General features: G+C 63.1%; 31 protein-coding genes. 8 read left to right on the forward strand and 23 right to left on the reverse strand.

Annotated elements, in window-relative coordinates; translation table 11 throughout:
* Positions 1–7: 7 nt before the first annotated feature.
* Both ACZ5YV_RS08470 and ACZ5YV_RS08475 read left to right on the forward strand, forming a co-directional pair.
* Positions 8–766 carry a HAMP domain-containing protein gene (locus ACZ5YV_RS08470; RefSeq protein ID WP_464787235.1) on the forward strand — a complete coding sequence of 253 codons (759 nt, stop codon included), beginning with the start codon at positions 8–10 and terminating at the stop codon, positions 764–766.
* Entirely contained in the window at positions 766–1,125 is a 360-nt protein-coding gene (locus ACZ5YV_RS08475) for an FHA domain-containing protein (protein ID WP_464787236.1), read from the forward strand. Before ACZ5YV_RS08470 ends, ACZ5YV_RS08475 begins: the two co-directional genes overlap by 1 nt.
* Positions 1,126–1,242: 117 nt before the next feature.
* On the opposite strand, the gene ACZ5YV_RS08480 is transcribed toward ACZ5YV_RS08475, so the two are convergent.
* From ACZ5YV_RS08480 to petA, 5 genes are all read right to left on the reverse strand, one after another.
* Positions 1,243–1,884, reverse strand: coding sequence for a 5'-methylthioadenosine/S-adenosylhomocysteine nucleosidase (locus ACZ5YV_RS08480; RefSeq protein ID WP_464787237.1), 642 nt, complete (start codon positions 1,882–1,884; stop codon positions 1,243–1,245).
* Positions 1,885–1,895: 11 nt separating this feature from the next.
* Entirely contained in the window at positions 1,896–2,432 is a 537-nt protein-coding gene (locus tag ACZ5YV_RS08485) for an adenine phosphoribosyltransferase (protein ID WP_464787238.1), read from the reverse strand.
* A gap of 80 nt (positions 2,433–2,512) precedes the next feature.
* On the reverse strand, positions 2,513–3,361 hold the full coding sequence (locus ACZ5YV_RS08490; RefSeq protein ID WP_464787239.1) for a cytochrome c1: 849 nt from the start codon (positions 3,359–3,361) through the stop codon (positions 2,513–2,515).
* 17 nt (positions 3,362–3,378) lie between these two features.
* Positions 3,379–4,698 (reverse strand): cytochrome b, encoded by a 1,320-nt coding sequence (locus tag ACZ5YV_RS08495; RefSeq protein WP_464787240.1) that lies wholly within the window; start codon positions 4,696–4,698, stop codon positions 3,379–3,381.
* Positions 4,699–4,709: 11 nt separating this feature from the next.
* Positions 4,710–5,276 (reverse strand): ubiquinol-cytochrome c reductase iron-sulfur subunit, encoded by a 567-nt coding sequence (petA, locus tag ACZ5YV_RS08500; RefSeq protein WP_464787241.1) that lies wholly within the window; start codon positions 5,274–5,276, stop codon positions 4,710–4,712.
* A 209-nt stretch (positions 5,277–5,485) separates the two neighbouring features.
* On the opposite strand from petA, the gene ACZ5YV_RS08505 reads away from it, so the two are divergent.
* The 3 genes from ACZ5YV_RS08505 to ACZ5YV_RS08515 are packed head-to-tail and all read left to right on the forward strand — an operon-like array spanning position 5,486 to position 7,408.
* The gene (locus ACZ5YV_RS08505) at positions 5,486–5,944 is read left to right on the forward strand and encodes a tRNA (cytidine(34)-2'-O)-methyltransferase (RefSeq protein WP_464787242.1); all 459 of its coding nucleotides are present in this window, start codon (positions 5,486–5,488) and stop codon (positions 5,942–5,944) included.
* Positions 5,941–6,804 (forward strand): oxygen-dependent coproporphyrinogen oxidase, encoded by an 864-nt coding sequence (gene hemF, locus ACZ5YV_RS08510; RefSeq protein WP_464787243.1) that lies wholly within the window; start codon positions 5,941–5,943, stop codon positions 6,802–6,804. Before ACZ5YV_RS08505 ends, hemF begins: the two co-directional genes overlap by 4 nt.
* A 4-nt stretch (positions 6,805–6,808) precedes the next feature.
* Complete coding sequence (locus tag ACZ5YV_RS08515) at positions 6,809–7,408, forward strand: GNAT family N-acetyltransferase (RefSeq protein WP_464787244.1); 600 nt, start codon at positions 6,809–6,811, stop codon at positions 7,406–7,408.
* Here the strand turns inward: ACZ5YV_RS08515 and ACZ5YV_RS08520 are convergent.
* Positions 7,390–8,178, reverse strand: coding sequence for a DUF7847 domain-containing protein (locus ACZ5YV_RS08520; RefSeq protein ID WP_464787245.1), 789 nt, complete (start codon positions 8,176–8,178; stop codon positions 7,390–7,392). The two genes, ACZ5YV_RS08515 and ACZ5YV_RS08520, sit on opposite strands and share 19 nt — an antisense overlap.
* A gap of 74 nt (positions 8,179–8,252) precedes the next feature.
* On the opposite strand from ACZ5YV_RS08520, the gene lipB reads away from it, so the two are divergent.
* The 3 genes from lipB (at position 8,253) to ACZ5YV_RS08535 (ending at position 10,106) form a co-directional block, all read left to right on the forward strand.
* Positions 8,253–8,957: a lipoyl(octanoyl) transferase LipB gene (gene lipB, locus ACZ5YV_RS08525; protein WP_464787246.1), complete on the forward strand. Its 705-nt coding sequence runs from the start codon at positions 8,253–8,255 to the stop codon at positions 8,955–8,957.
* A 74-nt stretch (positions 8,958–9,031) separates the two neighbouring features.
* On the forward strand, positions 9,032–9,307 hold the full coding sequence (locus ACZ5YV_RS08530; RefSeq protein ID WP_464787247.1) for a hypothetical protein: 276 nt from the start codon (positions 9,032–9,034) through the stop codon (positions 9,305–9,307).
* 109 nt (positions 9,308–9,416) lie between these two features.
* The gene (locus ACZ5YV_RS08535; RefSeq protein WP_464787248.1) at positions 9,417–10,106 is read left to right on the forward strand and encodes a hypothetical protein; all 690 of its coding nucleotides are present in this window, start codon (positions 9,417–9,419) and stop codon (positions 10,104–10,106) included.
* A gap of 167 nt (positions 10,107–10,273) precedes the next feature.
* On the opposite strand, the gene queE is transcribed toward ACZ5YV_RS08535, so the two are convergent.
* The 17 genes from queE to ACZ5YV_RS08620 form a co-directional block, all read right to left on the reverse strand.
* Entirely contained in the window at positions 10,274–10,921 is a 648-nt protein-coding gene (queE, locus tag ACZ5YV_RS08540; RefSeq protein ID WP_464787249.1) for a 7-carboxy-7-deazaguanine synthase, read from the reverse strand.
* An 11-nt stretch (positions 10,922–10,932) separates the two neighbouring features.
* Positions 10,933–11,625 carry a 7-cyano-7-deazaguanine synthase QueC gene (queC, locus tag ACZ5YV_RS08545; RefSeq protein ID WP_464787250.1) on the reverse strand — a complete coding sequence of 231 codons (693 nt, stop codon included), beginning with the start codon at positions 11,623–11,625 and terminating at the stop codon, positions 10,933–10,935.
* Positions 11,626–11,670: 45 nt separating this feature from the next.
* Complete coding sequence (locus tag ACZ5YV_RS08550) at positions 11,671–12,102, reverse strand: DUF3617 domain-containing protein (protein WP_464787251.1); 432 nt, start codon at positions 12,100–12,102, stop codon at positions 11,671–11,673.
* A 125-nt stretch (positions 12,103–12,227) separates the two neighbouring features.
* Complete coding sequence (gene hslO / locus ACZ5YV_RS08555; protein ID WP_464787252.1) at positions 12,228–13,133, reverse strand: Hsp33 family molecular chaperone HslO; 906 nt, start codon at positions 13,131–13,133, stop codon at positions 12,228–12,230.
* Positions 13,134–13,232: 99 nt separating this feature from the next.
* Positions 13,233–14,162, reverse strand: coding sequence for an ornithine carbamoyltransferase (gene argF / locus ACZ5YV_RS08560; RefSeq protein WP_464787253.1), 930 nt, complete (start codon positions 14,160–14,162; stop codon positions 13,233–13,235).
* Between the two features lie 102 nt (positions 14,163–14,264).
* On the reverse strand, positions 14,265–15,458 hold the full coding sequence (locus ACZ5YV_RS08565) for an acetylornithine transaminase (RefSeq protein WP_464787254.1): 1,194 nt from the start codon (positions 15,456–15,458) through the stop codon (positions 14,265–14,267).
* Between the two features lie 158 nt (positions 15,459–15,616).
* Positions 15,617–16,621: an IS30 family transposase gene (locus ACZ5YV_RS08570; protein WP_464787255.1), complete on the reverse strand. Its 1,005-nt coding sequence runs from the start codon at positions 16,619–16,621 to the stop codon at positions 15,617–15,619.
* Between the two features lie 124 nt (positions 16,622–16,745).
* The gene (locus ACZ5YV_RS08575; RefSeq protein ID WP_196224308.1) at positions 16,746–17,144 is read right to left on the reverse strand and encodes a flagellar export chaperone FliS; all 399 of its coding nucleotides are present in this window, start codon (positions 17,142–17,144) and stop codon (positions 16,746–16,748) included.
* An 18-nt stretch (positions 17,145–17,162) separates the two neighbouring features.
* Complete coding sequence (gene fliD / locus ACZ5YV_RS08580; protein ID WP_464787256.1) at positions 17,163–18,569, reverse strand: flagellar filament capping protein FliD; 1,407 nt, start codon at positions 18,567–18,569, stop codon at positions 17,163–17,165.
* Between the two features lie 94 nt (positions 18,570–18,663).
* Positions 18,664–19,119 (reverse strand): hypothetical protein, encoded by a 456-nt coding sequence (locus ACZ5YV_RS08585; RefSeq protein WP_464787257.1) that lies wholly within the window; start codon positions 19,117–19,119, stop codon positions 18,664–18,666.
* Positions 19,120–19,199: 80 nt separating this feature from the next.
* Positions 19,200–20,336 carry a flagellar type III secretion system protein FlhB gene (flhB, locus tag ACZ5YV_RS08590; protein WP_464787258.1) on the reverse strand — a complete coding sequence of 379 codons (1,137 nt, stop codon included), beginning with the start codon at positions 20,334–20,336 and terminating at the stop codon, positions 19,200–19,202.
* 1 nt (position 20,337) lies between these two features.
* A complete protein-coding gene (gene fliR / locus ACZ5YV_RS08595; RefSeq protein WP_464787259.1) occupies positions 20,338–21,120 on the reverse strand; it encodes a flagellar biosynthetic protein FliR in 783 nt (260 codons plus the stop codon).
* On the reverse strand, positions 21,117–21,389 hold the full coding sequence (fliQ, locus tag ACZ5YV_RS08600) for a flagellar biosynthesis protein FliQ (RefSeq protein ID WP_066527003.1): 273 nt from the start codon (positions 21,387–21,389) through the stop codon (positions 21,117–21,119). Before fliQ ends, fliR begins: the two co-directional genes overlap by 4 nt.
* 37 nt (positions 21,390–21,426) lie before the next feature.
* Positions 21,427–22,221: a flagellar type III secretion system pore protein FliP gene (gene fliP / locus ACZ5YV_RS08605; protein WP_464787260.1), complete on the reverse strand. Its 795-nt coding sequence runs from the start codon at positions 22,219–22,221 to the stop codon at positions 21,427–21,429.
* Positions 22,211–22,474 (reverse strand): FliO/MopB family protein, encoded by a 264-nt coding sequence (locus ACZ5YV_RS08610; protein WP_167302144.1) that lies wholly within the window; start codon positions 22,472–22,474, stop codon positions 22,211–22,213. Before ACZ5YV_RS08610 ends, fliP begins: the two co-directional genes overlap by 11 nt.
* Before the next feature lie 84 nt (positions 22,475–22,558).
* Positions 22,559–22,897, reverse strand: coding sequence for a flagellar motor switch protein FliN (fliN, locus tag ACZ5YV_RS08615; protein ID WP_464787261.1), 339 nt, complete (start codon positions 22,895–22,897; stop codon positions 22,559–22,561).
* Positions 22,894–23,778: a flagellar motor switch protein FliM gene (locus ACZ5YV_RS08620; protein WP_464787262.1), complete on the reverse strand. Its 885-nt coding sequence runs from the start codon at positions 23,776–23,778 to the stop codon at positions 22,894–22,896. The genes fliN and ACZ5YV_RS08620 overlap by 4 nt, the downstream gene beginning before the upstream one ends.
* Positions 23,779–23,798: the final 20 nt, after the last annotated feature.

Genomic DNA, 23,798 nt, shown 5'->3' on the forward strand with positions numbered 1-23,798 from the left:
AAACTTCGTGGTGCAGCGGGAAACGATGGTCATGCAGGACATGGCCCTCACCTCGGGCTCCTCCATTGCATCCTTCGTCGCTCGCAACGCGGCGCTCCATGTTGCCGAAAATGCTGGCAGACCGGCCGCTCAGCAGGATTGGACGCCTTTGCAGGCCTTTACCGTCGCCGCCGTCGGCGATCCCAGCTTTCGCAATCTGGTCATCGCGGACGAACAAAATGTCATCCGCGCGTCCAGCGATACCCGGTTGCTCGGCACCTGTTACCGACATGCGGCATCGGCCGAAGCGCCATTGCCCACGACCGCAGGCTCTGCGGTTACCCAGACACAGGGGGGCATCCGCTTCGTGCAACCCGTGCGCTATGCAGGGGTTCCGTTCGGCAAGGTGGATGTCGTGACCGAACGTGGCCCTCTCGATCAGGCGCAGCGCACCGCCAGACTGCTCTTTGCCGGGTTCGCGATCTTCGTGACGCTGGTCCTTGGCATATGCAGCGCGACCAGCGTGCGCATCTGGAGCCGTCCTCTCCGGCGGCTGCAACGGGCGCTGGATGACGTTACGGCTGGCAACCTGTCCTTCCGCATCTCGCACCGGCGCAAGGATGAAATTGGCCATCTGTTCGACGCGATGAACCATATGGTCGCGTCTATGGCTGACCGGCAGCACTATGTCGCGACCGCACTTGCCGACGCGGAGCAGGCGATGCTGATGACCCGGATCGATTCTGGGGCAGAAATCGATCCCGCCCGGCGGAAAAGGAAGAGCTGATGTACATCTTCCGATTGTTCAACAAGGATGACGCGCTCACTCCGATCGATGCCCGCTTTCTCGCCGACGGGGTCCTCACTGTCGGACGCGACCCTGCTTCCGATTGGGTGATGATCGATCCCGACCGGGAAATTTCGCGATCGCATCTGACCATGCGGGTCGAAAATGGGCAGATTCTGCTTCACTGCACTGGCGCGAACGGCGTGTTCGATGCCGCGACCGAGGACCGCTTGCCCATCATCGGCGAGGATATTCCGCTCACCTTGCCCCAGTCCTTCTGCTCGGCCGCTACCACCTTACCGCCGATTACGCGCCGCAAGCTTCCGCTGCCGGATCGCCGGAGAATGGCACCCTTCTGATGACACCTCCACTCGGCCATTGCAGGTATAGCCAACTGGGTCTGGCACGCTCAACATTGACGTTCGATTCAGCGAATGACTGGCCGGCTTCGCATATCTCTTCTGTTTTGTGTGAAATTAGCTGCTCACCTGGTTCAACGTATCGGCTAGTAAATCAACTGTTACCGCCAGCCGCTCGTCTAGCAATGCGAGGAGTTGTGTCCAACCGAGCATATCGTTCAGTTCTCCTGGACCGTCGGATATGCCGCGCAGCCCCATCAGGGGAACAGCGAAGCGCTGGCAGGCTCGGGTGATGGCGAAGGTTTCCATATCGACCATATCGGCGTCTATAAGTGCATATTCCTCGCCGCCCACAATGTTTGCGCCGGTTGAAAGGCGCGCCGCGGGAATGTCTAGAGGTGCGTGCAGCGGTAGATTGACGGGGTGATCTATGAACGGAGTCACTCCCTTTGCGAAACCAAGGCGGGATGCGTCCATGTCGCGCCAGGAGACGCTTGCCACCTGATAGACCTCCCCCGGCTGACAGGCGCGGGAGCCCGCTGAGCCCAGTGACACAACAAGGTCGGGTAGAGCATCATGCTGGTGAAGGTGCTGAAGTGCCAAGCTGGTTGTGATCGCGGCTTCGATGGGGCCAACGCCAGTCATCAGCGGCGTGAAGCGGGAACGGAGATGTGGGCCGTATTCATCCTCGATCGCCATTAGGAAGAGGATGCGTTTTCCGGCGATTGTTTCGCACTTTGGTTGGTGGGGGAAATTCATGAAGGAAACCGTTAATTGCCGGGGAATTTGAGGAGGGCGGCGGTGGCGATGCCGTCGGCTTCGAGGGCGGAGCGGCCGCCGAGGTCTGGGAGGTCGATGGCGAAGAGCGCGAGGAGCAAGGTGGCGCCTTGTTCGCGGAGGAGCTGCGCGGCGGCGAGAGCGGTGCCGCCTGTGGCGATGAGGTCGTCGACCAACAAGACGCGGGCACCCTGCCCTATCTGTCCTTCATGCAATTCGAGGCGGTCGGTGCCATATTCCAGCACATAGTCGATGCCGACGGTCTTGCCGGGTAGCTTGCCCGACTTGCGGATCGGAACGAAGCCGAGACCGAGCGCATGGGCGAGTGCCGATCCAAGCACGAAACCGCGCGCCTCGATCCCGACGACTATGTCAGCGTCGAGCGGACGCGCGATCGCGGCAAGCCCGCTGACAAGCGCCGAGAAGCCTTCAGCGTCGGCGAGCAAAGTCGTGATGTCGCGGAACAGGATGCCGGGCTTTGGAAAGTCGGGGATGGTCCGGACCAGCGCGGCGAGTTCATCTAGATCCATGCAAACTCCCAATGAAAAAGGGGCGCGGTGTCGTGATGACGCCGCGCCCCTTCCTATCCATTCCCTTGGCCAAGTGGCGGTCAGGCGGCCTTTTTCTTGTCGGCCCAGATATTCTGGTAGGACATGTAGGCCAGCGCCGTCGCAATCAGCAGGAAGACGATGGTCGCCAGACCCGCACGACGGCGGTTCTCAAGCTTGGGTTCGGCGGTCCAGGTCAGGAAGGCCGAAACGTCCTGCGCCATCTGATCGACCGTCGCCTTGGTGCCGTCGCCATAGGTCACCTGACCATCGGCCGTCAGCGGCGGCGCCATGGCGAGGTTCAGGTTAGCGAAATAGGGGTTGTAGTGCAGCCCCTGCGGCGTTTTGGCATCCGGGAAGTGCTTGAGCAATTCGGCCGGCTGGTTCTGGAACCCGGTCAGCAGCGAATAGACATAAGCCGATCCGTCATGACGCGCCTTGGTCATCAGCGAGAGATCCGGCGGGATCGCATTGTTGTTTGCCGCAGCCGCCGCAACATTGTTGGCGAAGGGCTTGGGGAAGTAATCAGCCGGAACCGGCTCGCGGGTCGAAGCCTCACCCGTCTTGGGATCGACGTCAGGCGTCTTGATCGCCCACTGCTTGGCGATCGCCTTGATCTCCGCCTCGTTATAGCCAATGCCCTTGAGGTCGCGGAAAGCGACGAACTTCAGGCTGTGGCAGGCCGAGCAGACTTCCTTGAACACCTGGAAGCCGCGCTGCAGCTGCGCCTGGTCGAACTTGCCGAACGGGCCGTTAAAGGAGAAGTCCACTTCCTTGGGATGCTTGTGGAATTCATGCTCCACCGTCGCAGCGGGCGGCTCAGAGACATAGGCCACAGCGCCCACAAGGAAGGAGATCAGCAGCCAGCCAGCAAAGAAGAGGCCGACGAGAAATGCGCCGATGCGAACCATGTTGATCTTGTCCCCTATTAGCCGGCGTTCGACGGCTGCGGATCCGCGCCCATGCCGGGAAGCGCATCCTGTTCGCCCTTGATGTTATAGCGGTTGAGCACCGATTCCGTAATCGAGCCCGGCAGCGGCAGCGGCCGTTCAAAGCGCGAGATCAGCGGCAGGATGATCAGGAAGTGGGCGAAATAATAGGCGCCCGCAATCTGAGAGATCATCACATAGGGTTCAGCAGCAGGCGCGCCGCCGCAATAACCCAGGATCAGCACGTCGATGATCAGGATCCAGAAGAACTTCTTGAAGGTCGGGCGATAATTGCCCGAACGCACCGGCGAGGTATCCAGCCAGGGCAGGAAGAAGAGCATCAGGATCGAGCTGAACATCGCCAGCACGCCCAGCAGCTTTGCAGGTACGAAGAAGAAGTCGACCGTGAAAGCGCGCAGGATCGCGTAGAAGGGCCAGAAATACCATTCCGGCACGATGTGCGCAGGCGTCGAAAGCGGATTCGCTTCGATATAGTTGTCCGGGTGGCCGAGATAATTCGGCGCGAAGAACAACAGGATCGCGAAGAGGATCAGGAACACGCCAGCCCCGAAGCCGTCCTTGGCCGTGTAGTAAGGATGGAATGGAACGGTGTCCTGCGGACCCTTCACTTCCACGCCGGTCGGGTTCGACGAACCCGGAATGTGCAGCGCCCAGATGTGCAGGATGATGACCGCAGCGATCACGAAGGGCAGCAGGAAGTGCAGCGAGAAGAAGCGGTTGAGCGACGCGTTGCCAGGCGCAAAGCCGCCAAGCAGCCAGGTCTGGATCGGCTCACCCACGACCGGGATCGCGCCGAACAGGCCGGTGATCACCTTGGCGCCCCAATAGGACATCTGCCCCCAGGGAAGCACATAGCCCATGAAGGCAGTCGCCATCATGAGGAGGAAGATGACGATGCCGAGCAGCCAGACCATTTCACGCGGCGCCTTATAGGAACCGTAGAAAAGGCCGCGGAAGATGTGGAGATAGACGACGATGAAGAAGAAGCTGGCGCCGTTGGCATGCGCATAGCGCATCAGCCAGCCCGCGTTCACGTCGCGCATCGTCTGTTCAACGGTGCTGAATGCGACCAGCGTGTTGGCGCCATAATGCATCGCCATGATCACGCCGGTGACGATCTGGATCACCAGCGCGAGGCCGGCCAGAACACCGAAGTTCCAGAAATAGTTGAGGTTGCGAGGCACCGGATAACCGGCGCCGATCGCGTTGTAGACGAGGCGCGGAAGCGGCAGCTTCTCGTCGATCCACTGCATCGCGGGATGCTTGGGAGTATAATGCTCAGCCCAGGGAAAGCTCATGGTTTCTTACCTCAGCCTACGAGAATGGCAGTGTCGGAAGTGAAGCTGAACTTCGGCACTTCCAGGTTCTTGGGCGCAGGGCCTTTGCGGATGCGGGCCGCGGTGTCGTAGGACGAACCGTGGCAGGGGCAGAAATAGCCGCCGAACTCACCGCGATTCTCGCCCTCGCCCGCGCCCAGCGGCACGCAGCCCAGATGGGTGCAGACGCCCATGGTGATCAGCCACTGCTTCTTGCCATCCACGGTGCGCTGTTCCAGCGTCTGCGGGTCGCGCAGGCTGGATACGTCCACCTTGTCGGCTTCCGCGATTTCCTTGTCCGTCAGGTGACGAACGAAAAGCGGCTGCGAGCGGAAGGTCGTCTTGATCGCCTGGCCCGGCTGGATCGACGAGATGTCCACCTCAGTCGAAGCGAGCGCCAGCACGTCCGCGCTGGGGTTCATCTGATCCACGAGCGGAATGACGACGGCGACAGCCCCGACCCCCGCGAAGCTTACTGCGGCGATATTGATGAAGTCGCGACGACGCACTCCACCTTCGCCGGATAGACCTTGGCTGTCCGTATGTTCAACGCTCGCCATGCACCTCAACCCTTGCAAAGACGTCCCTGTTACCCGCCGCATTGCCGTCACCGGCCCTGATTATCGAGAGAGTAGCGCCGCCCACGGAAATGGGCCTCGCCTTTCCCCCTGGCGTGGTTCGGGGGCCTGATAGACCCACTGTGGCTTCTTTGCCAACAGCAATTTGGCGATGGCTATGACAATTTGCCCCGCTGCTTTATGCGCGGGCCATGCGTATTGCTCTTTACCAACCCGAGATCGCGGGAAATGTCGGCGCCATATTGCGGCTGGCCGCCTGTTTTTCCGTGCCCGTGGACATCATCATGCCGATGGGATTCGCCTTTTCCGACGCCAAGTTGAAGCGCGCCGCCATGGATTATGGCGCAGCGGCGGAGGTGACTCGGCACGCCAATTTCGAGGCATTTGACGAGGTCCGGCGTGCCGAAGGTCGCCGCCTGGTGCTGATGAGCAGCCATGCTTCGCAGCCCCTGCCGGAGGTGCGTTTTGACGGGAATGATGTGCTGCTGATGGGATCGGAAGGCGCGGGCGTACCCGACGCGGTGCGGGACATGGCCGACCTGCGCGTCCGAATCCCCATGGCTGCGGGCTTCCGGTCCTTGAACATTGCCGTTTCCACGGGCATCGCGGTTGCCGAAGCCCTTCGCCAGACTGGACAATTCCCGCAATGACCCTTTCTCTCGACCCAAAACAGCAAGCCGCCCGCACCTGGTTCGAATCGCTGCGCGACCGCATCTGCGCCGAGTTCGAAGCGATCGAGCGCGAGGCGGGCAGCGATGCCTCCTTCGTCTACACGCCTTGGGACCGCGAAGCACCGGGCCTGACGCCGGGCGAAGGCGGCGGCGGCGTGCGCGGGGTCATGAAGGGCAAGATATTCGAGAAGGTCGGGGTCAATGTCTCGACCGTCTCGGGCGAGTTCGCGCCGGATTTTTCCAAAACCATCCATGGCGCGGGGGAAAATCCGGCCTTTTTCGCAACCGGGATCAGCCTGGTCGCGCATATGGCCAATCCGCATGTGCCAGCCGTGCATATGAACACGCGCTATCTGATCACGTCCAAAAGCTGGTTTGGCGGTGGCGCGGACCTTAACCCTCCGCTGCCCCGGGATGAGGACACGGCGAGCTTCCATGCCGCGTTCAAGGACGCGTGCGATGCGCACGATGCGGCTTATTATCCCCGCTTCAAGGCGTGGGCCGACGACTATTTCTTCATTCCGCACCGGGGCGTTCATCGCGGCGTCGGCGGCATTTTCTACGACCATCTGGAGTGCGAGGATGATGCAGGGTTTGAAACGAATTTCGCCTTTACCCGGTCGGTGGGCGAAGCGTTCCTGACGGCCTTTCCCCCGATTGTCCGGCGGCGGATGGGCGAAAGCTGGAGCGAGGAAGATTACGCCAGGATGCTGGAGTGGCGCGGCCGTTATGCGGAGTTCAACCTGGTGCATGACCGGGGCACGCTGTTCGGGTTGAAGACCGGCGGCAATGTCGACGCGATCTTGATGAGCCTGCCACCGATGGCGAGTTGGAGCTGAACCCATGTCGCTGACGCCGGTCGCCAATGATCAGATTGCGACGATCGTGACCTATCTGGAAATGAAGGAGCGGCCCCGGCCCGCGCCGATTCCGCCTGCTCCGTTGCGGCTGGTGCCGTGGAAGGCGCCAGCGCTGGACGCCTATCGCGCGCTGTTCCGGCGTGTGGGGGAGCCGTGGCTCTGGTTTTCGCGCCTTGTCATGAGTGACGCGGAATTGACGGCGATCATCCATGATCCGGCGGTGCAGATCTTTGCGATCACCGATCCGCGCGGCGTGGAGGTGGGCTTGCTGGAGCTGGATTTCCGGGCGCTGCCGGACTGTGAACTGAGCTTCCTTGGCCTTATACCCGAGCTGACTGGCAAGGGGTTTGGCGCATGGCTGATGGCGCAGGCGAAATCGCTGGCATGGCGCAAGGAGGTGCGCCGTTTCTGGGTGCATAACTGCACGCTGGACAGTCCGGGGGCGCTCAGCTTCTATCAGCGGGCGGGATTTGTGCCCTATAAGCGGGAGGTTGAGGTTTTCGCTGATCCTCGGCTGGTCGGTTTATTGAGCGCCGATGCGGCGCCGCATGTGCCGATACTGGGTCAGCCCGCCTCCGCCTGACGATAGAGCCGGGCGAGCATGACGAGCATATAGACCTGCACCACGGTCGAGACGACGGCCGCTGCGACGCCGCCGATAAGCCGCGCGCCTTCCGCCCCGGCGATCAGGCGACCGAACAGGCCGAAGATGACTTGCGCGGCCGACCCCACGATGGCCGAGAGCAGCGTCAGCACCAGGATGAAGCCGAGCAGCCGCCAGAAATGGCCGCGTGTCAGCGCCCAGCTGTGCCGGAGCGAGGCCATGACGCCTTCATGGCCGTCGATTACTACGGGATTGAGCAGCATGAGCCGCACGCTGGCGAAGAGCATGACGGCGCCGCCAGCGGCCACCAGCAACGCGGCGAGGGCGGCAGCAACCGGCTTTGCCACCATGGAGAAGGCGACGACGACGATCATGCCAACGATGGCTATGCCAAGCAGCACGCCGATGACGACAAGAGCGGTGCCCAGCAGCACGGGCAGGCGGGAGAGGCTGAGCCGCAATGCTTCGCCGACGCTGATGCCGGGCCGCAACGCCAGTGCGAACAGGGCGAGCGATCCGAACCAGATGATGATGACGCCGATCAGCGTGGACAGGATGAAACTGGGCAGGATGTCGGGCATGGCGCCCTTTTCCATCGTCCAGGTGGCGAGTTCGGGCGGCGTCATCTCCTGAAGGATAAGGCCGGGCAGCGCGACGAAGAGCAAGGCGACGGGGAACAGCAGGCTGCGTTCGCGCGCGACGAAGGCGACCGCTTCTTCCCATGCCTTGCCGATCGACATCGCCGCCATATCTTCGCCTTTTCCCGTACTTAAAATCGGGGAGGAGACTTGATCGCTCCCCTCGCCCAAGTCAAGGAAGTGCCATGTCATCCTCTGCCCCTTCGCCTGCCGTGGCCGACCAGATCGAATGGCGGGTCGATTCCGCTCCGGTGGACTATCCGCACGCGCTCGCCGACATGGAGGCGCGGGCGGCGGCGATCTATGAGGGGGAGGCGGGCGAGCGGGTGTGGCTGCTCGAACATCCGCCGCTTTATACGGCGGGGACGAGCGCCGATCCGGCCGAGCTGATCGACCCGCGCTTTCCGGTGCATGATGCGGGGCGCGGCGGGCGCTATACCTATCATGGGCCGGGGCAGCGGATCGGCTATCTCAATCTCGACCTGCGGGAACGGGGCAAGGATGTACGCAACTTCGTCCATCATCTGGAAGGATGGATGATCGATGCGATGGGCGACCTTGGCATCGCGGCGCGGCGGGCTGACGGGCGGATCGGCATCTGGACCGATGACCTTGACGGGCGCGAGGCTAAGATCGGCGCATTAGGCATCCGGGTTCGGCGGTGGGTGACGCTGCATGGCTTTTCGATCAATGTGGACCCCGACCTGTCCCATTTTGGCGGCATCGTGCCGTGCGGGCTTGCGGAATATCCGGTCACCAGCATCGCGGCCCTGGGCAAGAATGGCTCGATGGCCGATCTGGATGCGGCTTTGAAGGCGCATTTCCCTGCCTTTCTGGGCCGCTTGCGCCGCTGTGGCGCGGGGGTTGAGCAATGCGGATCAGGCGGCTAGGGTCTGCGCCTTCGCCGGGTGGGGGCCGCCGGGCATCACATGTTTGGGAGACCCGGATGCGCTGCAAAGCGAGGATGATCTTTACCGCCTTGCTGCTGACCGGCTGCACCGCGCTGGCGGCGTGCGGCAAGGACGACAAGGCGGGCAACACGGTTCAGATGAAGGATCTGGAGGTTGTCGATGGCACGACCACCGACGCCATGACGGACCTGGACGGGGTGCAGAGCGAAGCGCCATCGGCGGCCCTGCCCTCCGCTGGAGGGAATAGCAGCGCCGCTGCCGCGCCTCAGCCGGAGCCTGCCGCGGCCAACGCGACGCAGGGCGAGGCAGAGATACTGTCGGATCAATAGACGGAGCAAGACGTTCAGGCGCAATACAGGCGCCGGGCGCAAGGCATATCATAAGAGAAGCCCTGCCCGATCGCCATTCATAAAGGCCGCCATTCTTAAAGGGGAAGTCATGACATCCTGTTCCACGCTGCGCCGGGTCTGTGCCGGGTTAATGATTGCCGCCGCGCCGCTGCTGGCTCAACCGGCCGCAGCCCAGTTTTTCTGGTCGCCGCCCGACTTTTCCAGCCCGCCGCTGACGGACGCGGACGCGGCGACCGCGCTCGGCCTGCCCGGCGCCACGGCGGAGGAGGTCCGCGCGGGTCTGGTCTGGAACCTGCGCGCGGCGCTCAACGTCGCGGCGCTTCAGTGCCAGTTCGAACCGACGCTGCTGTCGATCAGCAATTACAACGCGATGATCGCGCATCATGACGCGGAGATGGACTCGGCGCAGTCCGTCCTGCTTGGCTATTTCCAGCGCACCGTTGGCAAGGGCAAGCCGGGTCAGGCCGCGTCCGATAAATATGGCACGCGCATCTATTCGGGCTATTCGACGGTACAGGCGCAGCGCGGCTTCTGCCAGGCGGCGGGTCAGGTCGGGCGGCAGGCGATCTTCGCCAATCGCGGTTCGCTGCATGAAGTGGCGCGCACCGGCCTTGGATCGATCAAGAAGTCGCTGGTGTTGGCGGGTGAGCAATTTTACGGCGATCCGGGGCGGAGCTATGCGCTGACCCTGCCCTCGTTCGACAAGAAATGCTGGAAAAAGGACAAGCTGCGGCCGGAATGCCAGGTGGCTTATGAGCAAAAGGTGGCGGCTAAGTAAGGTGGGATGAGCGGGGTCCTTGAGGCCCTGCCTTTTCAGTCTTTTTGGTGAGCACAATTTAACCCGTTCGGGCTGAGCCTGTCGAAGCCCCTAACTTCCTCCAAGAAGTAGAGCCCTTCGACAAGCTCAGGGCGAACGGAGGAGAGGGTGGGTTGGGGCGGCGCTCCTCAGCGCAGCCCCAGATATTTATGCGATTGAAGGCTTAGCCGCCATTTCGGCCGCGCCATGACCAGATCGATCGCCGCCTGCATGTTCGCCGCCGCCTCCGCGCTGTCGAGCGGCTGGATCAGCAGGTTATCGAAAGCCCAGCCTTCCATCGCCTCCACATCGGCGATGCTGTGGCCCCTGCCCGGCTGCGGCCAGACCAGTTTCAGTTCATTGCCGCTGCGTTGCACGACGTCGCTGCCTGCTTTGGGGCTGATGCAGACCCAATCGATCCCGGGATGGGCCGCGATCGTGCCGTTGCTTTCGATGGCGATGGTGAAGCCATGGGCATGGAGCGCGTCGATCAGGGCGTCATCGACCTGCAACATGGGCTCCCCGCCCGTCATCACGATGTAGCGGCCTTCTTCGCCCGTCCCCCAGAAGGCGAGCGCCGCGTCGGCGAGCGCCTGTGCATCGGCGAACTTGCCACCCCCGTCACCATCGGTGCCGACGAAATCAGTGTCGCAAAACTGGCACACAGCCTTGCGCCGATCCTCTTCGCGGCCGGTCCAGAGGTTGCACCCGGCAAAGCGCATGAAGACGGCGCGGCGGCCGCTATGGACGCCTTCGCCCTGAAGCGTCAGGAACATCTCCTTGACGGCATAGCTCATCCGCGTGTCCTTTATGGCTTGGCTGCGTAGCGGGTTGGATCGGGCAGGCCCGCTTCCTCAAAACCCCTGGAGCGAAGGCGGCAGCTGTCGCAAAGCCCGCAATGCTGATCACCCGGCGCGGGATCGTAGCAGGACCAGCTCATCCCGGCATCCAGCCCCAGCCGGTTCGCCTCTCGCGCGATGTCGGCCTTGCTCATATGCTGAAGCGGCGCGTTGATCCGCACGGGATGCCCTTCCACCCCCGCCTTGGTCGCGAGCGCCGCCATGTTCTGGAAGGCGTCGATGAACTCGGGACGGCAATCGGGATAACCCGAATAGTCGAGCGCGTTGACGCCGATGAAGATGTCGTTCGCGCCCGACACTTCGGCAAGGCCAAGCGTCAGCGACAGGAAGATGGTGTTGCGCGCGGGCACATAGGTGTTGGGAATGCCCGGTCCCACCCCGTCCTTGGGCACCGCGATATCCGCGGTCAGCGCCGATCCGCCAAAGGCGGTGAGATCGAGCGGAAGGACGATATGCCGCCGGACCTCAAGAACAGCGGCGATGCGCGCGGCCGCGTTCAATTCGACGCGATGCCGCTGATTATAATCAATCGTCAGCGCGACCAGTTCATAGCCCGCCTCGCGCGCGAGGCCGCCCACGACCATCGAATCCAGCCCGCCCGACAGCAGGACGACAGCGATTTTCCCATCATTGGCAATCATGGGCGCTCCGCTACCGCCACCCGCGCGCTGGCGCAAGCGGTGCGGTCAATGGCAGGCGCCGATGCGCCGTCCTTCCATGCTGAAGGAAAAGGGCGCGCCGCCCGCAATCCCCTGAGAGTGGATCTGTACCAGCCGGGACGTTTCGAAGCGCAGATCGGTGCGCCCGCCCCCTGCCCCCGCGCAATCATAGCTGACCGTCAGCCGTTTGGCGCTTTCATCGATCGTCAGCCTTTTGCAGTTGTTGCGGCCATGGCGAAGCTGGATCAACTGGCGAATATCGGCAAGGCAGATGCGGCGTATATCGCCCTTCCCGCCTTCCTCCGGCCGTTCGCGCAATTCCCATTCGCCCGGTTCCAGGCCCCTTAGCGGCGTTTCGGAAAGCGCCTGCGACCCGACCGGTGATGCAGCGATCAGCATCGCAATAGCCGCGCTCAAGACGTGCAGACCTGACGTCATTCGATAGCCCCCGTATTTCATCCCGAACTCCGGAGCGGCTCGCCGCGTGCATGGCGGCACGGCCTTCATGCACCCAAATCCGGCGGGTGGATAGCGCCAGCCCCCGCTAGCGCCCCAACCTGTTCCGAAGTCGCAATAAATTCGTGTCAGCCTTGCGCGAAACTGTCCAGCGAAACTGGAAACAGACGCGAACAAAAGGCGCAATCTACCCCAATGACCCCGTTTTCATCAGCCATATGGGCACGTTCTTCAGAGGGGAAACGGCCGATCACGCTGCGGATATGGGCCAGATCGCAGCGGCAGCCCTTGGTCAGGTCGATCGGGTCAGTGACGCGCACCACCTCTTCCTCATGAAACAGGCGCCAGACGATATCGGTCAGCGGCAGTGCTTCGTCTGTGAGTTCATTATCGCTGAGCGTGACGGCCAGCGCCTGAACATGTTCCCATTCGGGATGATCGTGCCGCGTGTGGAGACGTTCGCGCCCCACTTCGCCTTCGGGCAGATGCTGGAGCAGCATACCCGCCGCAAAGCAGCCCTGCCCCGCTTCGTGGCGCACGGCAATCTGGACGACGCTGGGAATTTGTTCGGACTGGAAGAAATAATGTTCGGCCGCCTGCGCGAGCGAATCGCCGTCGAGTGGGACGATGCCCTGATAGCGCTCTCCGGTCACCGCCTGGTCGAAGGTGATGGCGAGATAGCCCTTGCCGAACAGGCCGAAGAGCGTCGGGTCAGGCCCCAGCTCCGCCAACCGATCGGCATCGAACTTGGCATAGCCGCGCACTTCGCCGCCCTTGTAATCGGCGACGAGCAGGCTGACGACGCCATGTTCGTTATGCGCTTGCAGCGTCAGCTGTCCACCTGCGTCCTTGAGCGTCGAGCCGAGCAGCGCGGCGAGGACGAGCGCGGAGGCAAGCAGCCTTTCGACTGGCGGGGGATAGGCGTGGGCGGCAAGCACCTGGTCCAGCACCGGCCCAAGGCGAAGGATACGCCCGCGCGCGTGGCGCGATGGAATGGTGAAGCCCAGGGCCTGATCGATATCGGATGCGTTCAAGACAAGCTCCGTTAGTCCCAGTGCAGGGCGGGAATATAGCGGCGGCCGAGCGTCAGCGCCCGGCCGGTTCGCAGCTAGATAGGAACATGTTCGGCAAACTCAACCAAGACGGCCCGCCGCCCAGAGCAGCACGGATTTTTGCGCATGGATGCGGTTTTCCGCTTCGTCCCAGATCAGCGATTGTGGGCCGTCGATGACTTCCGGCACAACCTCTTCGCCCCGATGGGCAGGCAGGCAGTGCAGGAATTTCGCGCTGGGCTTTGCTTTTGCCATCAGGTCTTGCGTGACCTGATAAGGCATCATCGCCTTCAGCTTTTCGTCCGCATGCGCCTGACCCATGGAAATCCATGTGTCGGTGACGACCGCGTCGGCCCCCGCGACCGCCTCGACGGGATCGCGGGTGAGCGTGATGCCAGCGCCCAAAGCCTGCGCCTCCTTGATGAAGGCGTGATCGGGCTCATAGCCTTGAGGCACGGCGATGCGGACGTCGAATTTGAAAAGGCCTGCCGCCTCGATGATCGAGTGGAGGACATTATTGCCGTCGCCGAGCCACGCCCACTGGCTGCCGGGCAAGGCGACGCCATGTTCGACCAGCGTCAGCAGGTCAGCCGTGATCTGGCAGGGGTGCGACAGGTCGGTGAGGCCGTTGATCACCGGGACGGTGGCATAGCGGGCCATTTCCTCGATCTTGGCATGATCGTCGGTGCGGATCATGATCATGTCGCACATGCGGCTGAGCACGCGGGCCGTGTCCGCCACGGTTTCGCCCCGGCCGAGCTGGCTGGTCGCGCCATCGAGGATCAGCGAGGTGCCGCCGAGCTGGCGGATCGCCATGTCGAAACTGACGCGGGTGCGGGTGCTGTTCTTTTCGAAGATCATCGCCAGCGTATGGCCAGCGAGCGGCGCGTCGGCGTCGGCTTGCCCCTTTGGCAGGGTCTTGCGCGCGGCTTTCCGATCGATGGCGTCGGACAGCATGGCGGCGAGCGCGTTGGCGCCAGCGTCGGAGAGATTCAGGAAATGTCTGGTCATAGGGAGCAAACCTCCGACCCGTTCGGGCTGAGCCTGTCGAAGCCTTTTCTTTTTAAGAAAGGAGAGCCCTTCGACAGGCTCAGGGCGAACGGTGGTTAGTGTCTAAGCCGCTTGTGCCCCCGCGAAACTGCGGGCGCCAGCGGACAGCTTTTCGATGCATTCGGCGACATGGCTTTCGTCAATGATGAGCGGCGGCAGGATGCGGACGACATTCTGTCCTGCCGACACCACCAGCAGTCCGTGATCGTCGCGCAGATGCGCCACGAAATCGCGCGCGTCGCTGCTGTGCTTCAATTTGACGCCGAGCATCAGGCCAAGGCCGCGCACATCCTCGAACATGTCGTGGTTCGGGATGAGCTGCTCCAGCGCCGAACGCAGGCGCGCGCCGATGCTGTTCACATGATCGAGGAAGCCTTCGCCCAGCACTTCGTCCAGCACGGCCATGCCCACCGCCATGGCGAGCGGATTGCCGCCATAGGTGGAGCCATGGGTGCCGAACACCATGCCTTTGGCTGCTTCTTCCGTCGCGAGGCAGGCACCGAGCGGGAAGCCCGCGCCGATGCCCTTGGCGACGGCCATGATGTCCGGCTTCAGGCCATATTGCTCGTGGGCGAAGAAGGTGCCGGTGCGCGCATAGCCGCACTGCACTTCGTCCAGGATCAGCAGCATGCCCTTTTCGTCGCATAGCTTGCGCAGGCCGACGAGGAACTCTTGGGTCGCGGGCGTGACGCCGCCTTCGCCCTGCACGGTTTCGACGAGGAAACCGGCGGTATTGTCATCGACCGCGGCGGCGGCAGCTTCCAGATCGTTGAACGGCACGACGGTGAAGCCGGGGAGCAGCGGTTCGAAGCCGTCACGCATCTTGGGCTGACTGGTCGCGGAGATCGTGCCCAGCGTCCGCCCATGGAAGGCATTATCGAAGCTGATGATCTTGTGGCGGTGCGCCTCGCCATTGGCATAGTGGTAACGGCGCGCGGTCTTGATCGCGCACTCGACCGCCTCGGCGCCTGAATTGGTGAAGAAGACCGTGTCGGCGAAGGTCGAATCGACCAGCCGCTGCGCGAACTTCTCGCCGAGCGGCATGCCGTAGAGGTTCGACGTGTGCATCAGCGTCGCGGCCTGATCCGCGATCGCCTTCACCAGCTTCGGGTGGCCATGGCCGAGCAGGTTGACCGCAATGCCGCTGGCGAAGTCGAGATAACGTTCGCCACGCTCGCCGATCAGGTAGCAGCCCTCGCCTCGCACCGGGCGGACATCGCACCGGGGGTAAACGGGCATGAGCGGCGTAATCGACATGGTGGCCCTCCCTTCGCTGGGGCTGATGTAAAAAGTCTCAAAACGCAAAAAGGCGGCCCCCGCCGGGCCGCCCTTTGCGAGCGCTGCCTATACTAGGGGCGCTGGAGTGGTGCAAGCCATTCCAGAAGCGTCATCCCAGCGGACGCTGGGATGTAGATTCACGTTTGAAGTGCAACATTTGAGTTGAAGTGGGAGAATGCCTCGGCGGGAGTAAGGAAGTCGAGGCATTTTCTTGGGGTGTGGTTGTAGTGATCTGCGGCGTGTCGGATGAGGGCGTGATCGATGGCGTCGAGGTTGGTTTTGCGAGGCAGAGTGCGCCGCAAGCGTCCGATGGCATTTTCGACGCCGCCTTTTTGCCAGGGTGACCGGACATCGCAGAAGAAGGTCTGGATGCCGGTCTGCCTTGCGAGTTGATGATGTAGGGCGAACTCGGGCCCGTTGTCGAAGGCGATGGTCCGCCGCATGGGGCGCGGTAGTGTGTCGAGCATGTCGGCGAGATGATTGGCGGTTCGCCTGGCCTTTCGATCCTGTGGCCTGTGGATGATGATGAAGCGGGAAGCGCGTTCATGAGCGACCAGGATGGAGTGGCCATATTGGGCGAAGAGCATGAAATCGGCTTCCCAATGACCGGGGCTGTGCCGGTCATCAGCCTCAAGGGGCCGTTCGCTCAAGGGGCGGCGATGCTTGATGATGTCGATCATGCTGCCGCCGAAACGGGCATGGCGACCGCGCCTGTGCTTGGCGCGAGGGAGCAGGCGATGCCAATAATCCTTCTGCGCCGAGCGGTGGTAGATGAAGCGGTAGATTGACTCATGGCTGATGAGGGTGCGACCATGCTCGCGCGTCAGCCGACCGACGATCTGTTCGGGGGACCATCCCATCGCAAGGCGGGTCCTCACCAGATCGCGCAGGTCCGGTTGGCGTTCCAGCTTGAAGCGGCAGTCCCAGCGCCGCCGCCGCTCGGCAAGATGCTGGGCGCGAACAGGCTCGTAGCCACCAGGCCAAACCTTTGTTCTGACGCTGTTGCGCCGCAGCTCGCGGCTGATCGTGGACGCCGCGCGCCCCAGATGCACCGCTATGGCTCTTCGAGATATACCGGCTGCATGCAGCCGGTATATCTCGATCCGCTCCTCAAGGCTGAGCTGGCCGTGATCGTCTCCCATCGCAACACCATCCTAGCAGGTGTTGCACTTGTTCCGTGAACTTAGGGGATCTCGGTCGCAAGTGCACGGCGCCGCCTCACAAGATCCCAGCTTTCCGCCGGGATGACGGACATTACAAAAATAGTCAGCCGATCTGGTTCCAGGCGTCGGCAATCTCCGCGATGATGTCGCGGGCCTGCTCGGCATGATCGGCAGAACGTTCCTTGGCGCTGAGCAGCAGCAGGCGGCGCGCTTCGCGGTAGATTTGGGCGAGGCCCATGGCGATGTCGCCGCCCTTGTCGAAGTCGAGGCTGGATTCGAGCGCGATCAGGATCGACATGGCGCGGGCCTGTTTGTCGGAAACCTTCAGGCGATCATTGTTGCGCTCCGCAAGCGCGGTCGCTTCAAGGGCGATCAGCAGTTCGTCGAACAGCACCTTCACCAAAGCATGGGGCGTGGCGCCTTCGATCCGGCTGCCCGAATGCACGGCCGCATAGCCGCGCGCCGCGCGATTGCCTGCATAGCCCTGTTGAGAGTAGAACATCTTACCTGACCCCTGTTATCAATTATCGCTCTTGGTCCACATGGCGACCTGCTGTTCCAGATAGTTCTGCGTCGCCTTGAAGGCCGCCAGACGCTTGTCCATCTCCGAATAAACCTTCGAAAGCTGCGCCTGATAGTCGGTCATCTGGTCGTTCAGCTTTTCCAGCTGCGCGGTCAGCGCCTCGCCCAGCTTTTCATATTTGCTCTTCGCCGTGACCAGCGGCCCGTCCGTTTGCTGGATCTTGTCGCGCACGCTGTCCATCAGACCGGCAAGGCCGGGCTTCGTGTCCGACTTGACCGCCGGGTTCAGCATCTGGGTGATTCCGGCGGGGTCGGCGAGAAGCGCCTTGTCGAGCGCGGCGGTGTCCAGCTTCAGCGTGCCGTCCCGATTGGTGCTGACACCGATGGACGACAGCGTCGTGTAGGTTCCGGTGGGCGCGAGCACGGCCGACGTCATCTGCGACAACTGCCGCTTCATGTCGCGGATCGATGCCTCGCCGTTCAAGGCGCCCGCGCTCGACGAATTGCCCCCGGCCGCGGTGGCGGTATTCAGCGCCTTCATCAGCGTATTATAGGCGTCGATGAACTCGACCATCAGGTCGCGCATCGACGTGGTCGGCTCGGTCGTAGCCAGCGTGACGTTGGTGCCCGGCGCGGCCTTGTTCAGGTCGATGCGCAGGTTGGCGATGGCGGTGTCGATCGTGTTGCTGCTGTAATGCTGCTCGACGCCGTCCAGAAAGATGATCGAATCCTTGGCCTGAACCTGACGCGTCATCCCGCCGGTCGCGCCATCCCACGTGAAGGCGTCGAGCGCCGCGTTTGCAGGCGAAGATGTGTTGGTGAAGGTAAAGCTGTTCGCGTCGCCCGTGGCGCCCTTCATCACCAGGCGCGTGCCCTGATTGTCGGTGATGACGCTGGCGCTGACGCTTGTCCCGGCTGCGTTGATCGCTGCGGCAAGATCGGCATAGGTCGCACCGGCGCCGAGCGTGATGGGGACGGCGGCGCCGCTACCGACTGTCAGCGAGAAGCTGCCCGCGCCAAGCACGGTGGCGGCGGTTGCGCCGGAAACGGGCGCGGACGCAATCGTCTGCGCAGAGGCAAGCTGCTGGACCTGAAGCTGCGCCGGCAGCTTTGGCACGCCACCCGGCAGCAGGCTTACCGCGGCGATGCTGGGATCATTCGAGGCGGGCGAACCCGCGAAACCCGTTCCGGCGAGCAGACTGTTCAGCGCGTTGGCAAAAGTGTCGAGCGAACCGGAGGCCGATGCGAGCGCCGAAATCCTTGCATTGTTGGTGCTCTGGCGATCGGTGATGACCTTTTGCTTCGGGTCGCGGGCGGCGCTCACCAGGCTGGTGACCAGCGCTCCGGTGTCGATGCCGGACCCAATGCCGAGCGCTGTTGAAATGCTGCTGCTTACCGAGGTCATCGTCCGTCCTTTCGAGGATGAGAACGGCTCTAGGATGAAGACCTTTAGGAATGATTTTCACGGGCGAAGGAAGATCGCGCGCGGCGATCTTTCCTCAACCGTCGATTGAAAGCAGCTGATCCACCGTGCCACGGCGCAGATGCGCCTGCGCGGCATGGGCATAGCTTGCCTGTTCGGCGATGCGTTTGCCCAAGGTGACGGCGCTTTCGACCACTTCCTTCGATGCAGGCGGCAAGGGCACCAGGATCATCGGCGCGGGCAGCAGCGATTGAATTTCGGCCTCCGCCCCTTCAACCGTGGGTCCGACCGAGGCCGATCGCAGTTGCGCGAGGATGTCAGCCACGCGGGCATGCACCTTGGCATATTCCGCCGCGCTGGCGAGATCATCTTCGGACAGAGTGGGGTGCGGATCGCCGCTTTGGGGCTTGCCCGCATGCGGATCGACGCCCTGCTGCGCTGCAATCGGCTGGACTGCGGGCACGGCCGAAGGCGTTCGGGATGACACCCGATCAACCTGCGTTAAGTCGCTCCGCGAAACATATTCGTTCATGACGCACCATCCTAATGCGTCCCCATGAATATATTACGGCCAGCAATGCCTAAGATTTAGTTCACCGTGCCGATTTTTTTCTAAAGCTTCTGGCCATCGGCGTCGAAGCGTAGATCGTCGGGCACGCTGATGAAGGGCCGATCGATCTCGCTCGCCATCCGGTTTTCCACGCGGAAGACGAAGGCGAGGACGGTCGCGACCGCCATGTACAGCCCTTCATTGACGATCTGCCCGGCGCGCGAGGTGAAGTAGATGGCGCGGGCGAGGTCGGGATATTGCAGCACCGTGACGCCATTCTGGTCAGCCAGCTCGCGAATGGCGGCGGCGATCGCGTCGCATCCCTTGGCGACCACGACCGGCGCGGCGTCCTGCCCCGGCTTGTAGCGCAGGGCGACGGCGAAGTGGGTCGGGTTGGTGATGATCACGCTGGCTTCGGCCACCGCCTGGCGCGTCGATCCGCTCAGCACCTCGAACTGGCGGCGGCGGATATGCCCTTTCAGCTCCGGCGAGCCTTCGCTTTCCTTATGCTCGTCCTTGATGTCCTGCTTGCTCATGCCGAGTCGCTTGGACCGCTGCATGATCTGCGCCGGGACGTCGATGCCCGCAATCAGGAACAGGCCGCCCGCCATGACGAGGCAGGTCATGATAAACATGTTGCCAAGCTCCGACATGGCCGGGGCGAGGCCCGACGAGCCAAGGCCGATGATCGCGGTCAGCCGGTCCCAGATCAGCCACACGCCGATGGAGCCGAGCAGCGCGACCTTGGCGACCGATTTCATCAGTTCGATGAGGCCCTGCATGCCGAAGATGCGCTTGAGGCCCGCTGCTGGATTGAGCTTCGACGCCTTGGGCGCGAAGGCGCCGGGGCGGAAGCCGAGGGAGCCCAGGATCGCCGGTCCCGCAATCGCCGCGAGCGTCGTCGCCAGCAATATGCCGCCGACCGGCAAAGCGATGCCGGTGAGCAAGCTCATGCCGCGCGCGGCAGGCGCGAAATCGGTAATGTCCTCGCGGCGGAAGCGCAGCGCCTCGATCAGCATCTGCGACAGCGATTCGACGACGGACGGTCCCGTCACCGCGATCCAGCCGATCCCGGCCATCACGACAAGCGCGGTCGCCAGTTCCTTCGACTGGAGGATGTCGCCCTTCTTGGCGGCGTCCTGCAATTTCTTTTGGGTCGGTTTCTCGGTCTTTTCGCCGCCGCCATTACCGCCTGACATATCAGCGGCCCTCCGATATCGACTGGGCCTGATCCAGCCCGGCCTTGAGCGCGGCGGTCAGCCCCTCGCCCATCACCGGCGCGGCGATGGCGAGCAGGATCAGGCCAGCCATGACGGCGACCGGCATGCCTACGGCGAACAGGTTGAGCGAGGGCGCGCTGCGGGCGAGCATGCCCATGATGATCTGCACCATGATCAGCGCGAAGCCGACCGGCAGCGCGACGGTGACGCCTGCGCCGAGCAGCGATCCGCCAAACTGGACGAGATGCCAGACCGCGTCATTGCTCAGCATCGCGTCACCCGGCGGCAACGCCTTGTAGCTTTGCACGACGAAGCTGGCGAGCATCAGGTGGCCGTCCATGCCGAGCAGCAGGAAGGTGGCGAGGATCGACAGGAACGTACCGATCGCCTGCGTGTGCTGGCCCGAGGAGGGATCGACCATGGCCGCGAAGTTGAGGCCCATGGCGTTGCCGATCGTCTCCCCCGCGACAAAGGCGGCGGCGTAGCCGATCTGCACCGCGAATCCCATGGCGAGTCCGGCCAGCACCTCGCCCATGACCAGCATCACGCCTGCGAAGCTGGCTACACCGTCCTGCGGCAGCTGGATCGTGACGCTGTTGAGCGCGGCCATGCCAAGCGCGAGGGAAAGGATGAAGCGCAGCGGCAGCGGCACGGAAGGCGCGCCGAACACGGGCGCCGCGATGAAGGCCGCGCCCGGACGGATCATGGCGATCAGCCAGATCCAGAGCTGCGTCTCCACATTCGCGAAGCCCGGCGCGATCATTGCAGCAGGTCCGGGATGCGTTCGAATATTTCTCGGGTGAAATCGGCGATCAGGACCAGGATCGACCCACCGAACAGCACCAGCATCGCGCCGACGACGATGATCTTGGGAATGAAGCTCAGCGTCTGTTCGTTGATGGAGGTCGCCGCCTGCACCATGCCGATGAGGACGCCCGCGATCAGCGCGGGGATCAGGATCGGGGCGGCTGCAAGCGCCGTGATCCAGAGCGCTTGTTGGGCCAGACCCATGAAGAAGTCGGCGTTGTCCATGACGCCTACTCCCCGCTCCGTGGGCGCAAAAATCCCATCACGTCGCGAACGACCCAGCCAGCGACCCCATGGTCAGCGCCCAGCCGTCCACCAGCACGAACAGCAGCAGCTTGAACGGCATGGAGATGATCGTGGGCGACAACATCATCATGCCGAGCGCCATCAGCGTGGAGGCAACCACAAGATCGATGATGAGAAAGGGCAGAAAGATCATGAAGCCGATCTGGAACGCCGTCTTCAGTTCCGACGTCACGAAGGCGGGCAGCAGGATCGAGAAGGGAATATCGGCGGGCGAGCGGAAGGCGGGCGCTTCGGCGAGGTTGGCGAACAGCTTGAGGTCCGTCTCGCGCGTCTGCTTGGTCATAAAGCCGTGCAGCACCTTGCCGGAGCGGCCGACCGCTTCCTCAATACTGATCTGGCCCTTGCCATAGGGGTCGAAGGCTTGCGCGTTGATCTGATCGATCGCGGGGCGCATCACAAAGAGGGAGAGGAAGAGCGACAGCCCCACCAGCACCTGGTTGGGCGGCGTCTGCTGCAACCCCAGCGCCTGGCGCAGCAGCGACAGGACGATGATGATGCGGGTGAAGCTGGTCATCATGAGCACGAGCGACGGCAGAACCGACAGCAGGCTCATGAGGACGAGGATTTGCAGCGATAGCGACAGCGAACGGCCGTCGCCCGAAATCGCGCCCATGGCCTTGGTCAGAGCGCCGCCATTATCGACCGGCGCTGCGGGTGCGGCCTGTGCGACCGCCTGCGCGAGGGCGGGCTCGGCCAGCAATAGGCCAACCGTCAGCGCCAGCCCACCAATGAGCAGCGCCCTAGCGCGCACGATATGGGTCGCCTTCCGCGATCTTTTCGATCCGGCCGCGGGTGACGGACAGCAGGATCTTCTTGCCCTCAAACTCGACGACGGCGAGCTTGCCGAATGTGCCGAGCGGCAGCGCCTCCAGCATCTTCAGGGACCGGCCATCCTGCCCGACCATCAGGCCGGGCTGATATTTGCGCCACAGCCAGAGCGCGCCGAATGCCATGCCGCCGACCAGCGGCAGGAGGATCAGCAGTTTGACGAAGTACCAGAACATGGGGCGCGGTCCGCTATCATGGTTAATTGCCTTTCCGAATCAGAAAGATCGGCGCGCAGCAAGAGAAAAAGGCATTGAGCGCGATCAGCCGCGCCGTTCGACCCCGGCCAGACGGCTTTCGGCGGCGGCGATATCGACGATGCGGATGCCGTAGCGGCCGTTCACGGTCACCACCTCACCCTTCGCGATCAGGGCGCCGTTGACCATGATGTCGAGCAGGTCGTCGGCCTGGCGGTCCAGTTCGACAATGCTGCCCTCGGCCAGGTCCATGACCTCCGCCAGACGCAGCGAAGTGGAACCCACCTCCACCGACATGCGGACGGGAATGTCCGCCAGCAGGCGGAACTGCCGGTTATTGGCCATCCGGCTCAGCCCTTCTTCACCAAGACCCTCGATCCGGGGCGCGTCGCTCATGTCACTCATTGTTCAGGTCCCTGTGCTATCTTTTCGATCTGGAATGCGGCGCGGCCGTCCTGCTCGCCGATCGATCCATGGGCGACGATGCGGTCGCCCACGATCAGTGGCAGGCTGCGGCTGATGTTGACTGGAATGATGTCGCCGGTCTTCAACTGCATGAGGTCGGCGAGCGAGAGGTTGGGGCGCGCCAGCACGGTACGCGCGGGCAGGCGGATGTCGCGCATGCGGTTGGCGATGCGCGCCTGCCATACGGGATCGATGCGTTCTTCATCAACGGTGGCCTTGGCGCCCATGAGCGGCTCCACCGCGCGTAGCGACGACAGCGGAAACAGCAGGTCGATCGGCCATTCCTGATCGCGCGCGATGCTGAGCATGAAGCGTTGCAGCACCATCTGTTCGCCAGGCTGCGCGGCCGACGCGAAGCCGATGCCCGCTTCACGGATGATGAGGCCAATTTCCAGTGGCAGAATATCAGTCCAGCTTTCGACGAGACGCCCGATCACGCCTTCGGAAATGCGGCTAATCAGGCGGTCTTCGGTCGGCGTGAACTCGCCGCGTGCAGGCAGCGGGCGATTGCCGGGGCCGCCATAGAAGCAATCCACCAGCGTCGAGATCATGGCCGCGTCCATGCGCAGCAGCATCTGCCCTTTCAGCGGGGTGATGCGATAAACGCCGATGCTGGAAAAGGCGGGCACTTCCGCCGACCATTCGCCGAAATCGAGCACCCGCGCGTCAAGCATCGCGATGTGCGGCCGCACTCCGGAAATCGGCTCGATCAAGGCACGCAAACGTCGGCCGAGCTTTTCGCCCAGCCGGTCTAGTCCGGACAGCAGCTGTGGTGTCTGCGATTCCCCGCGCCCGAGGGCGTAGGTCTGAACGTCGGTCATGATAGTCCCCTGCCCTAGTG

The sequence above is a fragment of the Sphingobium sp. TomTYG46 genome (assembly GCF_055396345.1).

Coding starts and splice junctions, on each gene's coding strand:
- fliR (WP_464787259.1), bottom strand. CDS start 21,120: ATGATCGCGCCGGGCTTCGCGAATGTGGAGACGCAGCTCTGGATCTGG.
- queE (WP_464787249.1), bottom strand. CDS start 10,921: ATGAGCTATGCCGTCAAGGAGATGTTCCTGACGCTTCAGGGCGAAGGC.
- fliQ (WP_066527003.1), bottom strand. CDS start 21,389: ATGGACAACGCCGACTTCTTCATGGGTCTGGCCCAACAAGCGCTCTGG.
- ACZ5YV_RS08530 (WP_464787247.1), top strand. CDS start 9,032: ATGATCTTTACCGCCTTGCTGCTGACCGGCTGCACCGCGCTGGCGGCG.
- ACZ5YV_RS08550 (WP_464787251.1), bottom strand. CDS start 12,102: ATGAAATACGGGGGCTATCGAATGACGTCAGGTCTGCACGTCTTGAGC.
- ACZ5YV_RS08490 (WP_464787239.1), bottom strand. CDS start 3,361: ATGGTTCGCATCGGCGCATTTCTCGTCGGCCTCTTCTTTGCTGGCTGG.
- ACZ5YV_RS08480 (WP_464787237.1), bottom strand. CDS start 1,884: ATGAATTTCCCCCACCAACCAAAGTGCGAAACAATCGCCGGAAAACGC.
- ACZ5YV_RS08610 (WP_167302144.1), bottom strand. CDS start 22,474: ATGTTCTGGTACTTCGTCAAACTGCTGATCCTCCTGCCGCTGGTCGGC.
- ACZ5YV_RS08520 (WP_464787245.1), bottom strand. CDS start 8,178: ATGGCGGCGATGTCGATCGGCAAGGCATGGGAAGAAGCGGTCGCCTTC.
- fliD (WP_464787256.1), bottom strand. CDS start 18,569: ATGACCTCGGTAAGCAGCAGCATTTCAACAGCGCTCGGCATTGGGTCC.
- lipB (WP_464787246.1), top strand. CDS start 8,253: ATGTCATCCTCTGCCCCTTCGCCTGCCGTGGCCGACCAGATCGAATGG.
- ACZ5YV_RS08575 (WP_196224308.1), bottom strand. CDS start 17,144: ATGTTCTACTCTCAACAGGGCTATGCAGGCAATCGCGCGGCGCGCGGC.
- ACZ5YV_RS08505 (WP_464787242.1), top strand. CDS start 5,486: ATGCGTATTGCTCTTTACCAACCCGAGATCGCGGGAAATGTCGGCGCC.
- ACZ5YV_RS08565 (WP_464787254.1), bottom strand. CDS start 15,458: ATGTCGATTACGCCGCTCATGCCCGTTTACCCCCGGTGCGATGTCCGC.
- queC (WP_464787250.1), bottom strand. CDS start 11,625: ATGATTGCCAATGATGGGAAAATCGCTGTCGTCCTGCTGTCGGGCGGG.
- flhB (WP_464787258.1), bottom strand. CDS start 20,336: ATGTCAGGCGGTAATGGCGGCGGCGAAAAGACCGAGAAACCGACCCAA.
- ACZ5YV_RS08585 (WP_464787257.1), bottom strand. CDS start 19,119: ATGAACGAATATGTTTCGCGGAGCGACTTAACGCAGGTTGATCGGGTG.
- ACZ5YV_RS08570 (WP_464787255.1), bottom strand. CDS start 16,621: ATGGGAGACGATCACGGCCAGCTCAGCCTTGAGGAGCGGATCGAGATA.
- hemF (WP_464787243.1), top strand. CDS start 5,941: ATGACCCTTTCTCTCGACCCAAAACAGCAAGCCGCCCGCACCTGGTTC.
- ACZ5YV_RS08535 (WP_464787248.1), top strand. CDS start 9,417: ATGACATCCTGTTCCACGCTGCGCCGGGTCTGTGCCGGGTTAATGATT.
- ACZ5YV_RS08485 (WP_464787238.1), bottom strand. CDS start 2,432: ATGGATCTAGATGAACTCGCCGCGCTGGTCCGGACCATCCCCGACTTT.
- argF (WP_464787253.1), bottom strand. CDS start 14,162: ATGACCAGACATTTCCTGAATCTCTCCGACGCTGGCGCCAACGCGCTC.
- ACZ5YV_RS08495 (WP_464787240.1), bottom strand. CDS start 4,698: ATGAGCTTTCCCTGGGCTGAGCATTATACTCCCAAGCATCCCGCGATG.
- ACZ5YV_RS08515 (WP_464787244.1), top strand. CDS start 6,809: ATGTCGCTGACGCCGGTCGCCAATGATCAGATTGCGACGATCGTGACC.
- fliN (WP_464787261.1), bottom strand. CDS start 22,897: ATGAGTGACATGAGCGACGCGCCCCGGATCGAGGGTCTTGGTGAAGAA.
- ACZ5YV_RS08475 (WP_464787236.1), top strand. CDS start 766: ATGTACATCTTCCGATTGTTCAACAAGGATGACGCGCTCACTCCGATC.
- ACZ5YV_RS08620 (WP_464787262.1), bottom strand. CDS start 23,778: ATGACCGACGTTCAGACCTACGCCCTCGGGCGCGGGGAATCGCAGACA.
- petA (WP_464787241.1), bottom strand. CDS start 5,276: ATGGCGAGCGTTGAACATACGGACAGCCAAGGTCTATCCGGCGAAGGT.